This window comes from Pseudomonas arcuscaelestis (assembly GCF_016881005.1).
Classification (GTDB): Bacteria; Pseudomonadota; Gammaproteobacteria; order Pseudomonadales; family Pseudomonadaceae; genus Aquipseudomonas; species Aquipseudomonas arcuscaelestis.
In genome coordinates this window covers 308,940-327,423 of the sequence record NZ_JACOPV010000002.1, presented here as the reverse complement: position 1 = coordinate 327,423, position 18,484 = coordinate 308,940, and the positions used below count along the sequence as shown (strand labels likewise).

The window sequence follows — 18,484 nt, the reverse complement described above, 5'->3', positions numbered from 1 at the left end:
GGGTGCGGTCATTCTGACCGCAACTCAGCTCTACAGGATTTCTGGTTTGTCCGATTCACTGCAAAATCCGTTGCTGCAATACCTCGCTCGCCTGGCGCCTTCCAGTCAATTGACCATGAAGTACATCCTTCAGGATGCCGCTGATCGCCTGGGCTTTGAGGATTGCGACATCAGCGATGTGCCTTGGTACCAGCTCGAGCCGGGGCATGTCACGGCGCTGGTAGCGGCTTTGCGTACCGATGGCTACGCCCCCAATACCTCATCGTTGTATGTCAATGCGGTACGTGGGGTGATGAACGAAGCCTGGCGGCTGGGGCTGATCAGTCAGGATCAGCTGTTGCGCATTCGTACCGTCAAGCCGGCGCAAGGTACACGCCTGCCCAGCGGGCGCAACCTCAAGCGCAGCCTGATCCGGGAGCTGATGGATGCCTGTGCGGCAGACCCACGACCGCAAGGGCTGCGCGATGCGGCGGTAATCGCTTTGCTTTATGGCACCGGCATGCGCAAGTCCGAGTCAGTGAACCTGGATTTGAATCAGGTCGACTTCAGCGAACGCAGCCTGCAGGTGCTGGGCAAGGGCAATAAGCAGTTGATCAAATATGCGCCAACCTGGGCGTTCGAGAAACTCAATGCCTGGCTGGCCTTTCGTCGTGACCATCTGCCTGAAGGCCAGGCCGACGATGACTTCCTGTTCAATCGCATTCGCCGGGGCAGTCACATTACCCGCGAGCGCATCACCAAACATGCGATCTACTACATTGCCCGCCAGCGTGGCACCCAGGTCGGGGTAAAGATCATGCCGCACGATTTTCGTCGCTCGTTCATCACCCGGGTCATCGAAGAGCACGACCTGTCGATTGCGCAGAAGCTTGCGCATCACACCAACATCCAGACCACCGCCAACTACGACATGCGTGATGACAACGAGCGGCGCCGAGCGGTCGATCGGTACGACTACTGAGCGGTCTCACTCGCTCGGACCCTGCTGGCACTCAATGGTAAGTCATTGGCATACCCTGACAATTGTTCCCCCCTTTCTTTTGGCATGTTAGCTGGAGGTTGCCGCCAGGCAGGATGACAATGGGAAGGGTGGGGTATGGCTAACAAGCAAGGGCATGGCGTAAGCCGTCGCAAGTTTCTCAGGAATGCCGGTGTAGTGGGTGCAGCCGGTGCTGCGGTTTCGGCCGGTGCAGTGTCTATCGGTATGGCGACGGCCGGCGAAGGCCGCATGGCCAAATGTGACGACTGCGATTACGACGTGGTGGTCATCGGTGCCGGTTTCGCGGGGGTGACCGCTGCACGCGACAGCATGAAAAATGGCTACAAGACCTTGGTCCTGGAGGCGCGCAATCGTCTCGGCGGGCGAACGTTCAGCAGTGAGTTCCAGGGCCACAAGATCGAGCTCGGAGGCACCTGGATCCACTGGACCCAACCCTTTGTCTGGGCTGAAGTACAGCGCTACGGCTTGAAGCTCAAAGAAACCCCAGAGCCGTTTTCAGAAGAAAGCCAGACGATTCGTATCATTCACGAAGGCAAGGCGGTCGAGCCCAAGCTTGAGGAATTGATCGGTATCTCTAAGGCGCTCAAGGACTATTTTGCCCAGGCGCCCAAACTCTGGGAACGCCCCTACGACGCCAAGCACACGTGGCAGCAGCTGCTCGCCGTCGATGCCATGAGCGGTGCCGATCGCTTCAAGCAGTTGAAGCTCACCCCGCTGGAGCACAGCTTCATCGACGCCTATGTCGCCGGTATTGCCCACACCACCAGCGATCGCACGTCCTATGCCGAGATCGCACGCTGGTGGTCGCTGCCTGGTGGCAACATGACCGCGTTCGTCGATGCTTGCGGGCGCTACAGCTTCAAGGATGGCAGCATCAGCCTGATCAACGCGATGATCGACGAGGGCAAGCCAGAGGTTCGTTTGTCTACCGTGGTTGCCAAGGTCCAAGAGCAGGGTGACCGGGTGCTGGTGACGACTGAGGGGGGGAGGTAATCCGTGCCGCTTCAGTTATTGTCACCGTGCCGATGAACGTGTTGCCGCGTATCGCCTTCAGCCCGGCCCTGGACCCGGCGCTGGTTGAAGCGGCAAAGGAAAAGCACACCGGCAGCGGTATCAAGGTGTTTATCCGCACCAAGGGCAAACTGCCCGAAGACGGCAAGCGCCTGGGGGTGGCAGGTTCGGATCACCCACTGAATTTACTCGCGACGTATGCCAAGGCGCAGGATCACACTATTTTTGTCGCCTTCGGTGCCGATCCACAGAAGCTCGACATTCAGGATCGCGATGCTGTGCAAGCGGTTGTTAGCACCTTCTATCCGGACCTGGAAGTCGAAGCGTGCTACGGCTACGAGTGGACCCTGGACCCTTATGCGCGTGGCACCTACTGCAGCTACAAGCCCAAGTGGCTGGGCAAGTATTACGACCACTTCCAGAAGGATCGCGGGCGGGTGATATTCGGCCAGGGCGACCATGGCGAGGGCTGGCGCGGCTTCATCGACGGCGCCATCAGCGCCGGCAGCCTGGCTGCATTGCGCACCAAAGCATTGCTGGGTTGAGTCATACGGCCTGCGGGCGCTGCGTCGCCCACTCTGCCGGTCATCGATTGGCGCCCAAAGACAAATCACTGGCATGGCCTAACGATTAGTCAAACGCGCTCCGTGGCACCTTAGGTTCTCCACGAATACCACTGGGGAACCTCAAGATGCATCACCTGATTCAACCGCTGGTTGGTGTCTGCCTGTTGGCACTCAGTCAGGCCATTCTGGCTGCTGATTGCGATGTCGGTTCCGGACAACAGGCCTTCCAGACCAAATGCGCGGCTTGCCATGCACTCGATTCCGATCATGTCGGACCGCGCCTGGCCGGTGTCGTGGGTCGTGCGATCGGTACGACGCCGGGTTTCAAGTATTCCACCGATCTTGCTGGGGCAAACAGTACCTGGACCGTTGAACAGCTCGACCGCTGGCTGACCTCTCCCGCAGCGATGTTCCCTGACACAGCAATGGCCTTTGGTGGCTTGCGCAACGCCGGTGAGCGTCGTGACGTGCTCTGTTTCCTGCAAGCAAACGAGTGACCTGCCAGGGCGGGATGCTAGCGCCCGCCGATAGGTGACACGCCAATAATAAGGAAAACAAACTGTGCATATCACCCCCCTCAAACGCTCTGTGCTCGCAGTCGCTGTGGCACTGGCGACAGTGCCGGCTGCTGCCGCTGACTTCGAAATCGGCGGGCTTCGTGGCCAGTTCGACTCCTCGCTGTCGATTGGTGCCAGTTGGGCCATGTCCGATGCCGCCTCCAAGCTGATCGGCGCCGAAAACGGTGGTACTGGGTTCTCGACTTCAGGTGACGACGGTCGGCAGAACTTCAAGAAAGGCGAAACCTATTCAAAGATTTTCAAGGGCGTGCATGACCTTGAACTGTCGTACGGGGACACCCGTGCGTTCGTGCGCGGTAAATACTGGTACGACTTCGAGCTGCAGGATGAGCATCGCCCGTTCAAGCAAATAAGTGACGATGGACGCGTCATGTCATCGCGTTCATCGGGGACGCAATTGCTCGATGCATTCATTGCCCAACGCTATGAAATTGCCGATCGTCCTGGTGAGGTTCGTGTCGGCAAGCAGGTGGTGAGCTGGGGTGAAAGCCTGTTCATCGGCAACTCGATCAACGCCATCAACCCGCTTGATGTTTCTGCACTGCAGCGCCCGGGGTCCGAGCTCAAGGAGGGCCTGATTCCGGTGAGTATGCTGTATTTCTCCCAAAGTCTGACCGAGAGCCTGAGTGTCGAGGGGTTTTACCAGTTGCAGTGGAAACCCTACGCGCTGCCCAACTGTGGCACGTTTTTCGGTGTCGATCCGGTGCCCAAGGGGTGCGACCGCAATCTCAATGCCGGTTTGGCCGACATTGCCCCGCTGCAGCCGATCGCCGCCAACGCCGGCCTCGGTTTCGGCATTCTCGATCGCAGCATCAGCAACGAGGGCGTGATCCTGCCGCGCGACAAGGACAATGAGGCGCGCGACAGTGGGCAGTTCGGCCTGGCCTTGCGCTGGCTGGGTGATGGGGTGGAGTACGGCGCCTACTACATCAATTATCACTCGCGTAAACCCAAGTTCGCGCTGCGCACCGAGGAAGGCGTGGTTGATTTCATCCAGAATGACCCGGCCTTCGGCGCCTTGTCGCCGGACCAGCAGTTCGCCCTGGGCTTGGCTACCGGTGCAGGCAACACCCATTACTCCATTGATTACCCTGAAGACATCCACCTGTACGGCTTGAGTTTTGCGACCGAGTTGCCTACCGGCACCGCATGGAGCGGCGAGTTGAGCTACCGCCCCAATGAGCCTTTGTCGATCAACACCGCGGACCTCTCGGGCGGCGTGCTAAACCCGGTATTCGAGGCGCTCACTGGCAGCATCGTCGAGCCCACCGTGCTGACCGAGGAAGGACAACGGGTCCAGGGTTGGAAACGCAAGGAAGTGACGCAGGTGCAGACCACCTTCCTGCACCTGTTCGACCCGATGCTCGGTGCCGACTCACTCAGCCTGGCAGTGGAGATCGGCCTGACTCACATCGGTGGCCTGGAAGGGCTGGATAAACAGCGCTATGGCCGGGACTCGGTTTTCGGTGACCTGTCCCAAGGCGGCCGTCATGGCTACTACACCGAAAATTCATGGGGTTATCGCGCCTACAGTGCCATCAAGTACACCAACGTATTTGCCGGTATCAACCTTACGCCCAACCTTGCCTGGTCGCACGACGTCGATGGTTACGGCCCGACCTTCAACGAGGGTGCCAAGGCAGTAAGCCTTGGCCTGGATGCCGACTATCGCAATACCTACACCGTCAGCCTGAGTTACACCGACTACTTCGGTGGCGACTTCAACACCGACATTGATCGCGACAACCTGTCGCTCAGTGTTGGTGTGTCCTTCTGATCCTGGAGCCTTGTCATGAAAGCACACGCATTGATCACCTGCGCCTCGATAACATTGATGGTGCTGGCCTCCAGCGCCATGGCTGAAGTATCGCCACAGCAGGCCGAGCAACTCGGCACCACATTGACCCCCCTTGGCGCGCAAAAGGAAGGCAACGCCGACGGCACGATTCCGGCCTGGACCGGCGGGCTATCGAAGGACACCGGCAAGGTGGATGCCAATGGCTTCATGAGCGATCCGTTCGCCAGTGAAAAGCCGCTATTGGTCATTACTGCGGCCAATGCCGAGCAATACAAGGACAGGCTCAGCACCGGCCAGTTGGCACTGTTCAAACGCTACCCACAAACTTACCGGATCCCGGTGTATCCCAGCCATCGTTCGGCGGCGATTCCAGCCGAGATCGCCAAGCGCGCCAAGGACAGCGCGCTGCATGTCACCGCAACCAATAACGGCAGTGGCCTGGCCAATTTCTCTGCCAGTGGTTACTACGCTTTTCCGATTCCTCGCAATGGGGTGGAGGTCATCTGGAACCACATAACCCGCTACTTGGGTGGCAGCTACCAGCGCAGCTTTATCCAGGCCACGCCACAGGTGAACGGCGACTACACGCCGGTGCGCTTTGAGGAGCAACTGGTGTTCCCGGGGCAGGTGGTCGATCTGCCTGCCGGCGATGGCGACAACCTGCTGTATTACTACAAGCAGCGAGTGACATCGCCGGCACGCATGGCCGGAACCGTAGCGCTGGTGCATGAAACCATCGACCAAGTGGTCGAGCCACGACGTGCCTGGGTCTATAACGCCGGCCAGCGTCGTGTGCGGCGTGCCCCGCAATTGGCCTACGATGGGCCGGGAACTGCCTCCGACGGCTTGCGCACAGCAGACAACCTCGACATGTTCAACGGTGCGCCAGATCGTTATGACTGGAAACTGATCGGCAAGAAGGAGATGTATATCCCGTACAACAGCTACCGCCTGGAGTCGCCGACGTTGAAGTATGACGACATTATCAGGCCTGGACACATCAATCCGGAGCACACGCGTTACGAGCTGCATCGGGTATGGGAAGTGGAGGCCACGCTCAAGCCGGGACAGCGTCATGTTTATGCCAAGCGGCATTTGTATTTTGATGAGGACACTTGGCAGCTCGCTGAGGTGGATCATTATGACCAGAAGGGTCAGTTGTGGCGAGTTGCTGAAGGGCATGCGTTGTACCGGTACGACCAGCAGGCCAGCTATATTGCTGCCGAGACGCTCTACGATTTGATTTCGGGGCGGTATATGGTGATCGGGCTGCGTAACGAGGAGTCGCGTAGTACTGAATATAATTTGACCGCGAAGAACTTTGAGTTCACGCCGGCGGCGCTGCGTAGTGATGGTCTTCGTTGATGCGATAGTACAGCGGAGATTGGGGTGGCTCCGGATGGGGCCCTTCAATTGAGTGCTGATCCATTTGCTTTGGCGGCGCTGAGTCACCTTTGCGCCCTTACGGCGCCTTACTTTGGCAGTCGCCCCAAAGTAAGCAAAGGGCTTGCCCCACCAGGGGCCCTACGCTGCGCTCCGGGTCCCCTCGCTACGGTGTCGCTTCAGGGCATTGCGATCTACGCGTTGCAAGCAACACTACGATTCGCAACTTCGGCTGGGGCCGAAGGCGCTACGCGCTAGCCCTTTCGCAACACCTTCACTCGGCCCTTCTGGTTAACGGGGCAGGTGGATCAAGATCAAAAACAGATCAAAAGCAGATCGAAAGCAGATCAAGTGCGGATCGACTGCAGGGGAAAGCCGGGTGTTTTTTTACTCGCGGCCGCGCATGAAGAAGCCGGCTACGTATTTGCGGAAGGTGTCGAGGCTTTTGAAGTCGGCGTAGCGTTTGAAGGTTTCTTCTTCAGGCTCCGGCCCTGAAGGACGGTCGGTCAGCGATATCGATAGTACGCGGTCCTGGTCGGAGCTCAGGACCAATGCGTCCATCCCTTGGCCACCAATCACCGGACGGCGCATGATCACTCGCACGTTCTTGCTGGCCATCCAGTCGATCAGGGAGATGATCATCTTCAGCGGTTCCCGCTCTTCATCGCGATACACCGGGAACAGGTGTGCGCGCGAAAGCACAGGCACGCTGGCGATGTGAATCAATTCGTAGAAGTGGCTGCCCGCGCTGGCAGGGGAGTAGATAGCCAGGGCCAGTAGGGGGCCGGGTGTCTTGCTCCCACCCCATAACAAGTGGTGCCCTTGAAAGTCGAAGCCGTCTTCGCTGCGTTCGTTGTAGACCTTGCGCGCTTTTATCTGGCTGACACAGTCGAGGATCAGCCCATAGCGACGATGGTTGCCGAAGGCCTTGGCGTCTCGCAGCCGCGCCTTGAGCATCATCATGTGCTTCATGTCCAGGCGCGTTTCCAGGTAGTTACTGGCCGGCACGCGTTCGATCAGCGGGTAGCGGCTGGCAACGCTGCGCAATTCGGCGAATTGTCCGGTGAGGTCTTTCTTCAGGTGGGTGGCGTAGACATTCAAGCCACTGGATTCGATCAGTGTCAGTAGCAATGACAGCAATCGATGCTGCTCGCGTTTGTCGTTACTCTCGCTACTTTCACCCGTGCCGGCGGAGGTTGCACGGCGAAAATCACCGATCAGGCGCAGCGCTGTATCCGGTGGCAACCAGGCCGCCGGCAACATGTCAGGGTTCTGCTCGCGGTTAGCGTCACGCTCATCCTTGATGAATGCACAGTCGAGGGCGTGTTCGACAGTACCGGGGTTGTTCTTGAGAAACAACGTGCCGGTATTGCCGTTGAGGTTAACGTTGAGAATCGGCATTGAACGTGGCTGACAGTCACACGCTAGCCATTGGCCTGCAGCGCGAATCTTGAGCAGCAATTGGTTGGCCTGAAGCAGGCGCGGCCCGCTCAGGCTGCCCTGAACGAAATCACTCAGCAGTTCGTCTTCGCCAGGGGTAAGCGTGCGCACCAGCGCAGCGTTTTTCTCGATGATTCGCATAACATTCCTTGGTCAGCGGCGACAAGTTACAAGCTATAAGCTGCAAGTAAAAGCGCGGCACGCTTTTGCTTGCAGCTTAGCGTTGCTCACTTGCAACGGCTGCCTATGCCCCGAACAGCTTGGCGGCGCGGGCACGGATCTCTTCCACCGAGACATCCTCGACGTGGGAGGAGACGAACCAGAGATTGCCAAACGGGTCTTTCAAGGTGCCGCTGCGGTCACCGTAGAATTGGTTTTCCACGGCTCTGACCTGTGTGGCGCCGGCCTTGAGGGCCTGGGCAAAGCGGGTATCGACATCCTCGACATACAGGTGCAGGCCAATCGCTGCACCATTGAGCGATTGACTGTTGGTCAAGCCACCGTCCATGTCGCAAGGGTCAGCCAGCATCAGGGAAGAGTCGCCGATCTTGAGTTCGGCATGACCGATGCGGCCATCCGGGCTTTCCAGACGGAACATTTCGACCGCACCAAATGCAGCCTTGTAGAACTCGATGGCCTTGCCGGCATCCTTGATGCCCAGGTAAGGGGTGATGCTGTGTTGTCCTTCAGGGATTGGTTTGACGGCCATTTTGTAGATCCTCCTTAGCGCGCCGCAGGATGAATGACGCGAACCTGTATGTTTGTACAGTTTTGCTCATTCGGCAAATTGAAACCTGCGGCGCTGGACGGACGGCTATCAGAAAATGTAATCGGTGGTCAGGAAGCTCGAGTCGCGGTTGCGGATGATGTCGCTGATCAGTTGCTTGTTGCTCTCCTGGAACTTGGTGGCTACCAGGGTCCGGATCGAGAACACGCGCAGGGCATCATGTACCGAAAGCGTCCCTTCGGCAGAATTCTTGCGCCCGTTGAATGGGTAGGTATCGGGGCCGCGCTGACATTGGGCATTGAGGTTGATGCGTCCGACCTGGTTGGCGAAGGTGTCTACCAGGCGCCCGACTTCATGCGGGTTGGTACCAAAAATGCTCAGTTGCTGACCAAAGTCCGAATCGAGAACGTAGTCGATCACGGTCTGCACGTCGCGGTATGGCACAACCGGCACAACCGGGCCGAATTGCTCCTCCTGGTATACACGCATCTGCGCACTGACCGGGTACAGCAAGGCTGGATAAAAGAACGAACCCCGGCTGGCACCACCACCCTCATTGATGACCTTTGCTCCTTTTTCTACCGCATCGGCCACCAAGCCATTGAGGTAGTCGATTTTGCCCGCTTCCGGCAGCGGTGTCAGGCTGACGCCTGGTTCCCACGGCATGCCCGGTCTGAGTGCGGCCAGCTTGTACTGGAACTTCTCGAGGAAGCTCTCCACCACGTCCTCGTGTACGAACAAAATCTTCAACGCCGTGCAACGCTGGCCATTGAACGACAGGGCACCGGTGACGGCTTCGTTGACCGCGTTATCCAGGTCAACTTCAGGCAATACGATTCCCGGATTCTTGGCGTCCAGGCCCAGCGCTGCCCGCAGGCGGTGCGGGCGAGGGTGTAGCTTTTTCAGGTCGCTGGCGGCCTTGTTGGTACCGATGAAGGCGAATATATCGATCTTGCCGCTGGCCATCAGGGCGCTGACGGTTTCACGGCCGCGGCCGTAGATGACGTTGATCACACCGGCCGGGAAACTGTCGCGGAAGGCTTCGAGCAGCGGTCGTATCAGCAACACACCAAACTTTGCCGGTTTGAACACCACGGTGTTGCCCATGATCAGGGCTGGAATCAGTGTGGTGAAGGTTTCATTCAGTGGATAGTTATAGGGCCCCATGCACAGTGCCACGCCTAGTGGCGCGCGACGGATCTGGCCAAGAGTGTCCTGTTCCAGTTCAAAGCGGCTGGAACGGCGATCCAGTTCTTTGAGTGCATTGATGGTATCGACGATGTAGTCGCAGGTGCGGTCGAACTCTTTTTCCGAGTCCTTGAGGTTCTTGCCGATTTCCCACATCAGCAGTTTGACCACCGCCTCGCGCTGCGCGCGCATCTTGCCCAGGAAGGTTTCGACGTGCTGGATTCGCTCGGCCACACGCAGGGTAGGCCAGGTGCCACGGCCCTTGTCGTAGGCGCGAACAGCGGCGTCCAGGGCGGTGAGGGCGGTGTCGGCATCGAGCAGCGGCGCGCTGCCGAGGATCACTTGCTGCTCTTGATCGTCTTGCTTGAGCCATACCGGGCTTCGTACTGTTGCCAGAGGCCCATCCCAGCGTTGCAACTGGCCATCGACCAGGTACTCGCGTTGTACCAGCGGCTCACCCAGGCGATAGGCCTCGGGGATCTCGTTGGCGGCGGGAAACAGCGAATCGAGCAGACGGTCCATGGGCGCAGCACCTCTTTTTCTGTAATGGGTGAAACGTTTCAGTCCGAGCATAACGCCAGCGCATTAAAAAAAGCCAGCCTTGCTCAACATTGCGCGCAAAGCGCCGATAAAGCATTAATCCGATATGAATAACGGACCTATGAGCACAAGAATCCTAGCCCTTGATGACACCGTGGTTCTGCCTGCCCGCCTGGGGAAAACCCTCAATCGCTTGCTGCCTATCGGTTTTGCGCTGATTGGTATCAGTTTGTCTATAGCGTTAGGTCACTTGGATGTGCAGCGCCAGGAAAGTGAACTGGTGGCCAATGCCGGTGCGCGTCTCTCCGGGGTTCGCGCCGCGCTGGAAGCCCAGCTGCGCTCGGCTTTTGGTGAGACCGAGGGCATTGCGCAACTGATCAGCGCCGATGGCACGATCAGTCCCGAGCACTTTCGCGACATGGCTCGTCAGGCGATTGCCTCGGTACCGCACATTCGCCATATCTCCGTGGCACCCAACGATGTGGTCGCCGATGTCTATCCGCTCAAGGGCAACATGGGCATTATCGGCGTCGACTATCGACGCTTGCCCGATCAGTACCCGATGCTGCAACGTGCCCGTGATCACTACAGTCCAGTGCTGGCCGGCCCGGTGCAGCTGTATCAGGGAGGACGAGGGCTGATCTATCGGCGCCCGGTATTTATCAAAGGCCACAAGGGCGTAAAGATCTACTGGGGCAACGTGTCGATTGTGGCCGACATCGATCGCTTGCTCAGTGCTGCAGGGCTGGACCTTGATCCAGGCTATGAACTGGCCTTGCGTGGAGCCGATGGCCAGGGTTCGGCGGGTGGCATGATCTGGGGCGACCCTTCGCTGTTCAACCAGCACGCGGTGACGGTCAATGTCGATGTTCCGGGAGGCCTCTGGCAGTTGGCGGCAAGCCCTTTGGGTGGCTGGCCGTCGATGAGCCTGTTTTCTTCACCTTTATTCCTGTTCGCGTTGACCTGTACCGGGCTGTTCAGTGTGTTCGTTGCCCAGCTCAACCGCAGCAATTATCTGATCAACCTGCGCAACCAGGAACTCAAGCAATCCCAGGCACAACTGGAACGTCTGGCCCACTATGACGCCATTACCGGCTTGCCCAATCGCGTGCTGTTCAACAAGCGCTTGCACGAGGCCATCGATGGCGGTGAACGTCTGGCAGTGCTGGTCCTGGATATAGATGGCTTCAAGCAGGTCAATGACAGCCTTGGGCATCCGATGGGTGACCTGTTGTTGCAACAGGCAACCGCGCGCTTCGCCCAGATCCTCGATGGCCACGACTGTCTTTGCCGTCTGGGAGGTGATGAGTTCGCATTTTTCCTGCTGGGCACCGAGCAAGCGTGTGTTGAGCAGGTGCAAGCGCTGTTGCAGACCCTGCAGTTGCCGTTTGATCTGAACGGTAACGCTGCGCTGGTCACCGGGAGTATCGGCCTGGCCTGGTGCCCGGAGCATGGACAGAGCAGCAACCGTCTGCTGCGCCATGCCGACACGGCCATGTACGCGGCCAAGGAGGGCGGTCGTAATGCCTGGCGACTGTATCACCCGGACATGACCGAACGCCTGCAGGAACGACTGTGCCTGGAGCGCAACCTGCGCCGCGCCATGAAGAACAATGAGTTCGAGCTTTGGTATCAGCCCAAGATCGACCTGTTCAGCGGCCGTGTCAAAGGTGCCGAAGCACTGTTGCGCTGGCGCGATCCGGAACATGGCCTGGTGTCGCCTGCGCAATTCATTCCCTTGGCCGAGCGCACGGGTCTGATCATCCCGCTAGGTGAGAAAGTGCTGGAGCTTGCTTGCGCGCAGATCGCCGCCTGGCGTGCTGCCGATTGCCTGCCAGGCCCGCTGGCGATCAACGTAGCAGCGCTGCAGATCGAACGCAGCGACTATGTGGCGAGCCTGTCGCGCATTCTTAAACGCTACGACTTGCCGCCGACGCTTCTGGAGGTGGAAATCACTGAAAGCCTGCTGATGGAAAGCCAGCAGCAGGCTTGTGATGTACTGGCCGAACTTCAGGCCATGGGCGTGGCGACAGCGGTGGATGACTTTGGCACCGGCTATTCGTCCCTGGCGTACCTCAAGTCCCTGCCCATCGACCACCTTAAAATCGACCGTGCCTTCATCAAGGACTTGCCCATGGATGAAGATGCAGTGGCCATCACCCGAGCGATCATCGACCTTGGGCATGCCCTGGGCTTTCGCATCACTGCAGAGGGCATCGAAACCCAAGCCCAGTACCAATTCCTGCGCAATGCCGGCTGTGACCAGGGCCAGGGCTTCCTGATGGCCCGGCCAATGCCGGCAGCGGCACTGCAGGGATGGCTTGCAGATCACCCCACCTGGCAGCACCAGCCTTGTAGCTGAGTGCCGGCAGGTGGTGTTGGCTACAGCGGCAATCGCAGCAGGTGTTCAGCGCCAAGCTCAATGGCCAGGAGGCGGTATTGAGGGTCCTGATCCATGCGTTCCAGGCGTGCCCATATTCCCTCGTGACTGCCCTGCGGATCTGCCATGTACGCATCCTCCTGCAGTATCAGGCGCAGGTCGCGACGAAAATCCAGAGGTACGCGTTCCCAAAGCGCGCGTTCATCAGCGCTGATGTTGTCGAGCAGATCGTCGTAGTCACTGTCGGTCAGTAACAGGTCGATGCCATGTTGCTGGTAATACGTTCTTATCTGGTCCTGCAATGTGTCACTCAAGGCATCGCTTTCCAGGCGCATTGCAGCAGCATGGGCAGGGGGTAGATTGAAACCCTCGGGGAGCGACTCGAACTGATTGTCCTCCAGGTCGATAATCATCGGTTGCTCCATCGCCTGCAGGCCTTGCGGAAGTTGGCTAAGGCTGCAGTTGGCGAGGTGGACGGCACGAAGATTCCTCATTTCGTGGAAGCTGGGTGCGTCGAGCAGGGGATTCTCCGAAAGGTCGAGCATGTCCAGTGCTTGCAATCTGTCCAGGGCGGCCTGGGCCTGCACGTCCCAGGTGATGCGATTGGCTTCCAGATCCAGCCAGTTGAGCATCAATGGATTGGCGATGCGTGGAACGGTAGCAAAGCGACAACCGCGCAGGTACAGGGAGCGCAGCCTGGGGAAGCGCTCCAGGAACTCGGCCGGCAGCTCGCTGAGCATGCGATTGCCGCCCAGGTCGATGACTTGTACATGGGTGAATGTATTCGGCAGGGCGAGTTCGGCGATGTCCAGGTTTTCCAGGTCAAGGCAACCCAGTTCGAGCACCGGCATTGACTCGCCATTGAACACCGCCCGGTTGGAGAGCCGCCGCCAGGCGTTGACAATCGGCCTGATTGCCCGTTGCCGATTCGGCAGGTCGTTGGCCCATCGACGTAGGTCGTTGTGAAGTTCGGCCAGGCGGTCTTCCAATCTCTGTAGTTCTACCGAGGCAAAGCGCCTTTGGCTTTGCCAGCGAGCCAGTGTCTGTTCGACTTCATGCTCGCTGGCCACCGGAAATAGCCGCCGGTAGCGCGCCGCAAGGGTACTGTGCAGTCGTGGCGAGGGTGTGTAGATCTCAGTCGGGTCCAATGGCGCACCGCCGCGCAGCGCAACATTGCTGGGCCAGCCCTCGGTTGCTCTCCATAATTGGCGCGCCCAGCGTGCGCGCTGTTGGTTGACGGTATCGATCAGGCGAACCTGCAGCGCATCGCCAGTCATTTGTTCGAGCGACATGCGCTGGCGAATTGATGCGGGCAGAGACCGAACGATTGCAGTGCAAAGGTCGGTTGGTGTTCCGGGGCGAGGCGTGTCCTGAACGAAGGCTTCATAGCCATCGGCGCTTTTGATAACCACGCGACGCAGCGGGGCGTCTTCGGCGCCGGCCCTGGCCAGCAATATACCGTCGGCACTGCCAGCATGAAGTTCCAGACGCAGGCTTGATGTCCAGCCAGGCAAGCGCTGCACAGCGAGTAGGGCAAGTCGCTCGCTGTCAGCGTTGCCCAGGCGTGCACGGCATAAGCCTTCGAGTGCACGCGTCATCGGTAGGTCGCTATTGGTTTGTTCGGCGCTCCGTTGCAGCCACGCCGGGAGTGTCGCTTCGCCATCCAGGGCCTGCACTTCGCTGGGTTGCAAGGTGGCGAGCAGTCGCCTGGCGAGCGGCGCACTGAGGCGTGGGTATTGCTCGATCAGCCGCGCTTGCAACGGGCTGGCCACTGCTGGGCCGTGGTACAGCTGTTCGAACAGCGCTTGTGCATCGAGTTCGGGGGCGGCTAGTTGTTGCTGCGCTATCTCATCGACGATGGACAGGCGTGTAAGCGTGTCCGCCAGTAGAAGCGGTGTGCGCTCACCACCCAGGTGCACAGTGCGCAATTGGCCCGCATCGACACCTGCGATGCGGGCGGCTTGTTCCAGCCGCTCGTCACTCAGACCCTGCAGGCGTGCATCGAGGCGCCGCACCAGGGTCGCAAGTGACCATTGGTGGGGCTGTTCGTGCTCAGCGCGCCACGCACCCTCGCCATTGTGTTCCAGGTGTGGTTGGTATGCTTTTGCGTCGCTTGGATGAGCGATTCGCCAGACGTGCTGATCGGGATCCAGCATGTGTTCGTAGAGTTGGCCATCCATGCGGATGTAGTGCCTGCCTTGGTAGGCGTACTGTCCAATAGTGTTCGGCTGGAGTGTTTCGGGTAACTGCACGGTGCTGCGGTAAGAGGTTAAATCCGGCCGCCACAAGCGCGAACTTCCGTCTGTCAGAGTGACAGCATCGAGGCTCTCCATGAGCGGGCTATTGAATAGTTTCGGCACCCATTTACCGGCCACATGCAACCCGCCGATCAAGGCCAGGTTCAAACCCACTGCCTGCAGATGACGCACGGCCAGGTCGCGATCGCCTACACGCCACGACTGGTAGCCCTCATACACTTCGTCGAGAAGTTGGTAGCCCATTACCGCAGTCATCAGGCTACCGACACCGGGCACTATAAAGCCCGCCAGCATCATGGTATTCATGCCAATTGCTTCCCACTGTGCAAGGCGTCGCTGGCGCGCCTGCTCGTCGGCATCGGCGGTGGGCACTGCAATCTGACGCGCCTCGGATTTGAGGCGAGTAACATGCGCCAGGAACAGAAAGCCGAACAGCTCAGCTTCGACAGCAATGCGCTCAATATGCAGATCGGCATCTTCGCGCAATGGCCAGGTCTGGTCTTTGCTTGAACTACCGTTTGCGTCGAGGTTCTGTCGCAAGCGGCTGAGGAATATCGATTGTTGATCGCGCTCGGCATAATCGAGAAAACGCTGGCGAAAGTCCGCCTGTAGCAAGGCATCACGTAAATGGTCATGTAGCGCTGCCATGTTCGGGAATTGCTGCAAGGTGTCGTTATGACCGGGCAAGTACAGAAGCAGGCCTAGGTTATCCAGGTCGTAAATCAAAACTTCGTGAACGGTGATGCCAAACATCCGCAGTTGGCTGCTGGCCAGCGTTGCATCCTGATCGAGGAACGCCTGTACCCTATCCAGTGCGGTACCGTTAATGCGCTGACGTAAAAAAGCCAGGTCAGCAGCCAGGCGCAAGCGGTCCCGATAGACCCCGATGGCCTGGGTGGCGATGCGATCAGGCGCGTGCAGGCTTGTCAGGTGTTCCTGGTACAGACGGCCAAGATCCAGGGCGCGGCAGGCGTCGGCGAATGCTGCTGGCGTCACAGCGAGTGATTCGATGCGGTAGCTTTCGGAGGTTAGTTCGATATCGACCAGGGTTTCGCTATCGCCCAACGTGGTCTTGCCAATCACAAGGGTGTTCTCGATGTGCGTTTTACCTGCCAGGGCCAAGGCGCTTTCGCGGCTGAATTCGACCCCGTCCTCGAAGTTGTGCAAGGCCGCTTCAAGCAAGCTTCGGCGTTCGTGTTGGCTGACGTAGGTCTCCCAAGTGAAGAGGTGGCGGATGTGGATCAACTCGGTTGTGTCCACAGGCACCTGCAGTTGAAACTGGGCCAGCAGATGTTGCGCGAGCAGAGGTTCGGCGAACTCGCTGATATTCTTCAGCCCTTTGAGCTCTCGTGCCATGGTCTGTTGCGATCGTGCCAACCGAGCCTGGCTGGCCTGTACCGCTTCGCGCCGGTCTGGGGGTGCATTGGCGAACCAGTCTGCCAAGTCGTCTGGCAGGCCCTGTGCTGGCAGAAGTGACTGCTGCAGGGCTTGCCATTGATCGACAGTCGAGGCCCTACTCCAGCTAGGTAGTTGATGCTGAATCAGAAGTTGGTGGGGGTTTTCCTGCGGGATAGAAGACATCATTGCTGCTCCTGTTTGTGAGGAACACAGGAGGCCGCAGGGGGTGGAGACGATGGTGGTAGATAATGTTATGCGTCGAACGCAGGACAAGCCCACTCCCAGAGCATGCAGGTGTGTCAGCAGCGGGTGGGAGGGGCTTGCCGAGCAATGAGGTAGCAGCTATTGAATGGACATGATGTTGACCGTTCGGTTAGGCCCCGCGATTGCTACCACGCGCGCAGTGACTGTCAGGCCCGTGGTGATGTCGTGGGTATTATGGTTAGTGTTGAGCGCCCAACCGTTTGCTGCGCCCGTCACCCAGTTGTTGGTGTGATTGATTACAAAGGTCTGACCGGCCGGGGTCAAATGCAACGCGTGCAGTTGCGTCAGCGCGTGCGGGGTCCAGGCGACATGCGGGAACATGAGGTTCTCGGCCGTCTGGTAATGACTGACTGCTGCTGCGCCTCCAAACGCCAGTACCAAGACGTGAACGTAGGAAGCTGTCACCCCTTTTTCGCGGCATCTGCTGATCAGCGAAGCTAACGCCTGGTCAATGTCGGCATCGCCCGAAAAGACCAGGAAGCCGGCATTGTGCAGACCGTTCTGGCCTGTGCTGACAGCGTCCAGAAGCAAGTCGAGGTTGCGTGGGTTGTTGTTGACCAACAGATCGACCAAGCGAAACTCGATGCTGTCCAGTTCGGCAAAAGCCCATTGCACTTCCTCGGCGCTGAAGCCGCTGCTGTGTAGACACTGCTTCAACTGATCGCGCAAAGCACCCGGTTTACTGGCTTGAGCCAGAAAATCATCAAGTGGCGTGCCCAGCGTCGGCAGTAAATCGTGCACGATCGATCGCAAGTTGGAAACCAGGCTCTTGGCCTTTGCTGCAGCGTTGCCAGTGGCCTCTGCGTCGAGGCTTACGTGGCCCGACTGCAGCGGCTGGCGCAGGGCCATGATGCTGGCTACGCCTTTGCCGATGTTGTCGAACCTGGCGCTGAGGTTACCGGCATCGAGTGTGCTGGCCTGGCTGCCGAAAGGCATGAGAATGGCGTGAGCCAGATGTTCCTGGCTACTGACAGTTGCGTTCATGTCGACTTCCTTGAGTGTGAGTGAAGTATCAACGTGATGCATAAACGCGTGGACTGGGCTTAATAATCCGTCCAGACGGTCACGGGGTTGAAACCGGTATTCGACACGGTCATAAGTGCGCCGGCGCCTTCGGAAACATCAATGGTAGTTGGCTGTCCCGCTTCAAGAGATACATCATGGTTGCTCTGGCAACACAACTCGATGTGCCAACTTATTTTCGAATCGCCCACATCACTGCATTTGGCTGATAGTTGTGTACGCAAGCCAACCGGACGAGTGGAATAAACAACAGAGCCGCCGGGATTGAGCGTGGTTTGCTGGGTCATGGCTAATGCTCCTTGCGTGGTAGTTAGAGTGTGGGGGGCGGTGCAGGTTTCATCAGTACGCGGTCGTTGTACGTGGTGGCGGTATTGGCCGGGACCGAACTAACCAATTGCTTTTTGATATCACCGCTTACAGGCACACGGTAGAGTTCAATCGCTTCGCAAATCTGCCAGTTCAAATATTGGTAATCCGCCAGGAATTCAGTCGTGGTCATCACGTCGTGGCGAACCTCATAGGAACTGGTGTCCTCTTGGCGATACTCCAGGGTGCGGGACAGTTCGGCGCTCAAGTTGAAGGTTGAAGCACCCAGCGGCGCAGCGGCCAAGGCGCCTTGCATGGCCATCACCGGCGGTATCGGTGGCAGGTCCCCTCCAGCGAACAGATCGCCCCCAGACAGGTCCAGGCCAAGGTCCATGCTGATTCGCTGGGTGATTGAGCTGGTGTGACCAACCGTATGCGAATAGGTGGCACCGACGGTGTTGGTGACCTGCTCCGTGACGGTGTTGGCGTAGGTCTTACGGCTAACGCGGTGCCAGTAACGTGTCCTCGACACCAGATAATGGTCGACATTGGCCTTTTTGTCGGCCTTGGTTTTTTTCCACTTTTCCCAATCGGACGGAGAATTGTGATTCATCGTTTGCCAAG

The 18,484-nt window shown here is 58.6% G+C and carries 12 protein-coding genes and 1 pseudogene; 6 read left to right on the top strand and 7 right to left on the bottom strand.

Annotation, left to right across the window (positions count from 1 at the left end; genetic code table 11):
* The first annotated feature begins 46 nt into the window (after nucleotides 1–46).
* The 5 genes and pseudogenes from H8F21_RS03750 to H8F21_RS03730 all read left to right on the top strand — a co-directional run bounded on the left by H8F21_RS03750 (nucleotide 47) and on the right by H8F21_RS03730 (nucleotide 6,318).
* Nucleotides 47–961: a site-specific integrase gene (locus tag H8F21_RS03750; protein WP_203479311.1), complete on the top strand. Its 915-nt coding sequence runs from the start codon at nucleotides 47–49 to the stop codon at nucleotides 959–961.
* Nucleotides 962–1,096: 135 nt separating this feature from the next.
* Nucleotides 1,097–2,556: pseudogene (locus tag H8F21_RS29925) on the top strand (flavin monoamine oxidase family protein).
* 146 nt (nucleotides 2,557–2,702) lie between these two features.
* The gene (locus H8F21_RS03740; RefSeq protein WP_203479310.1) at nucleotides 2,703–3,074 is read left to right on the top strand and encodes a c-type cytochrome; all 372 of its coding nucleotides are present in this window, start codon (nucleotides 2,703–2,705) and stop codon (nucleotides 3,072–3,074) included.
* A 64-nt stretch (nucleotides 3,075–3,138) separates the two neighbouring features.
* Nucleotides 3,139–4,932, top strand: a complete 1,794-nt coding sequence (locus tag H8F21_RS03735) for a DUF1302 domain-containing protein (protein ID WP_203479309.1) — start codon at nucleotides 3,139–3,141, stop codon at nucleotides 4,930–4,932.
* 15 nt (nucleotides 4,933–4,947) lie between these two features.
* Nucleotides 4,948–6,318, top strand: a complete 1,371-nt coding sequence (locus H8F21_RS03730) for a DUF1329 domain-containing protein (protein ID WP_203479308.1) — start codon at nucleotides 4,948–4,950, stop codon at nucleotides 6,316–6,318.
* 405 nt (nucleotides 6,319–6,723) lie between these two features.
* Here the strand turns inward: H8F21_RS03730 and H8F21_RS03725 are convergent, their stop codons facing one another.
* The 3 genes from H8F21_RS03725 to H8F21_RS03715 form a co-directional block, all read right to left on the bottom strand.
* Nucleotides 6,724–7,917 carry a hypothetical protein gene (locus H8F21_RS03725; RefSeq protein ID WP_203479307.1) on the bottom strand — a complete coding sequence of 398 codons (1,194 nt, stop codon included), beginning with the start codon at nucleotides 7,915–7,917 and terminating at the stop codon, nucleotides 6,724–6,726.
* Between the two features lie 103 nt (nucleotides 7,918–8,020).
* The gene (locus H8F21_RS03720) at nucleotides 8,021–8,485 is read right to left on the bottom strand and encodes a VOC family protein (protein ID WP_203479306.1); all 465 of its coding nucleotides are present in this window, start codon (nucleotides 8,483–8,485) and stop codon (nucleotides 8,021–8,023) included.
* A gap of 108 nt (nucleotides 8,486–8,593) precedes the next feature.
* Complete coding sequence (locus tag H8F21_RS03715; RefSeq protein ID WP_203479305.1) at nucleotides 8,594–10,213, bottom strand: NADP-dependent glyceraldehyde-3-phosphate dehydrogenase; 1,620 nt, start codon at nucleotides 10,211–10,213, stop codon at nucleotides 8,594–8,596.
* 139 nt (nucleotides 10,214–10,352) lie between these two features.
* On the opposite strand from H8F21_RS03715, the gene H8F21_RS03710 reads away from it, so the two are divergent.
* Complete coding sequence (locus tag H8F21_RS03710; protein ID WP_203479304.1) at nucleotides 10,353–12,593, top strand: putative bifunctional diguanylate cyclase/phosphodiesterase; 2,241 nt, start codon at nucleotides 10,353–10,355, stop codon at nucleotides 12,591–12,593.
* A gap of 20 nt (nucleotides 12,594–12,613) precedes the next feature.
* Here H8F21_RS03710 and H8F21_RS03705 read toward each other — a convergent pair whose 3' ends face one another.
* The 4 genes from H8F21_RS03705 to H8F21_RS03690 form a co-directional block, all read right to left on the bottom strand.
* The gene (locus H8F21_RS03705; RefSeq protein WP_236042859.1) at nucleotides 12,614–16,453 is read right to left on the bottom strand and encodes a dermonecrotic toxin domain-containing protein; all 3,840 of its coding nucleotides are present in this window, start codon (nucleotides 16,451–16,453) and stop codon (nucleotides 12,614–12,616) included.
* 156 nt (nucleotides 16,454–16,609) lie between these two features.
* Nucleotides 16,610–17,515 carry a hypothetical protein gene (locus tag H8F21_RS03700; protein ID WP_203479303.1) on the bottom strand — a complete coding sequence of 302 codons (906 nt, stop codon included), beginning with the start codon at nucleotides 17,513–17,515 and terminating at the stop codon, nucleotides 16,610–16,612.
* A gap of 59 nt (nucleotides 17,516–17,574) precedes the next feature.
* Nucleotides 17,575–17,841, bottom strand: coding sequence for a hypothetical protein (locus tag H8F21_RS03695; RefSeq protein WP_136475913.1), 267 nt, complete (start codon nucleotides 17,839–17,841; stop codon nucleotides 17,575–17,577).
* 23 nt (nucleotides 17,842–17,864) lie between these two features.
* Nucleotides 17,865–18,473: a hypothetical protein gene (locus H8F21_RS03690; protein ID WP_203584067.1), complete on the bottom strand. Its 609-nt coding sequence runs from the start codon at nucleotides 18,471–18,473 to the stop codon at nucleotides 17,865–17,867.
* Nucleotides 18,474–18,484 lie beyond the last annotated feature (11 nt).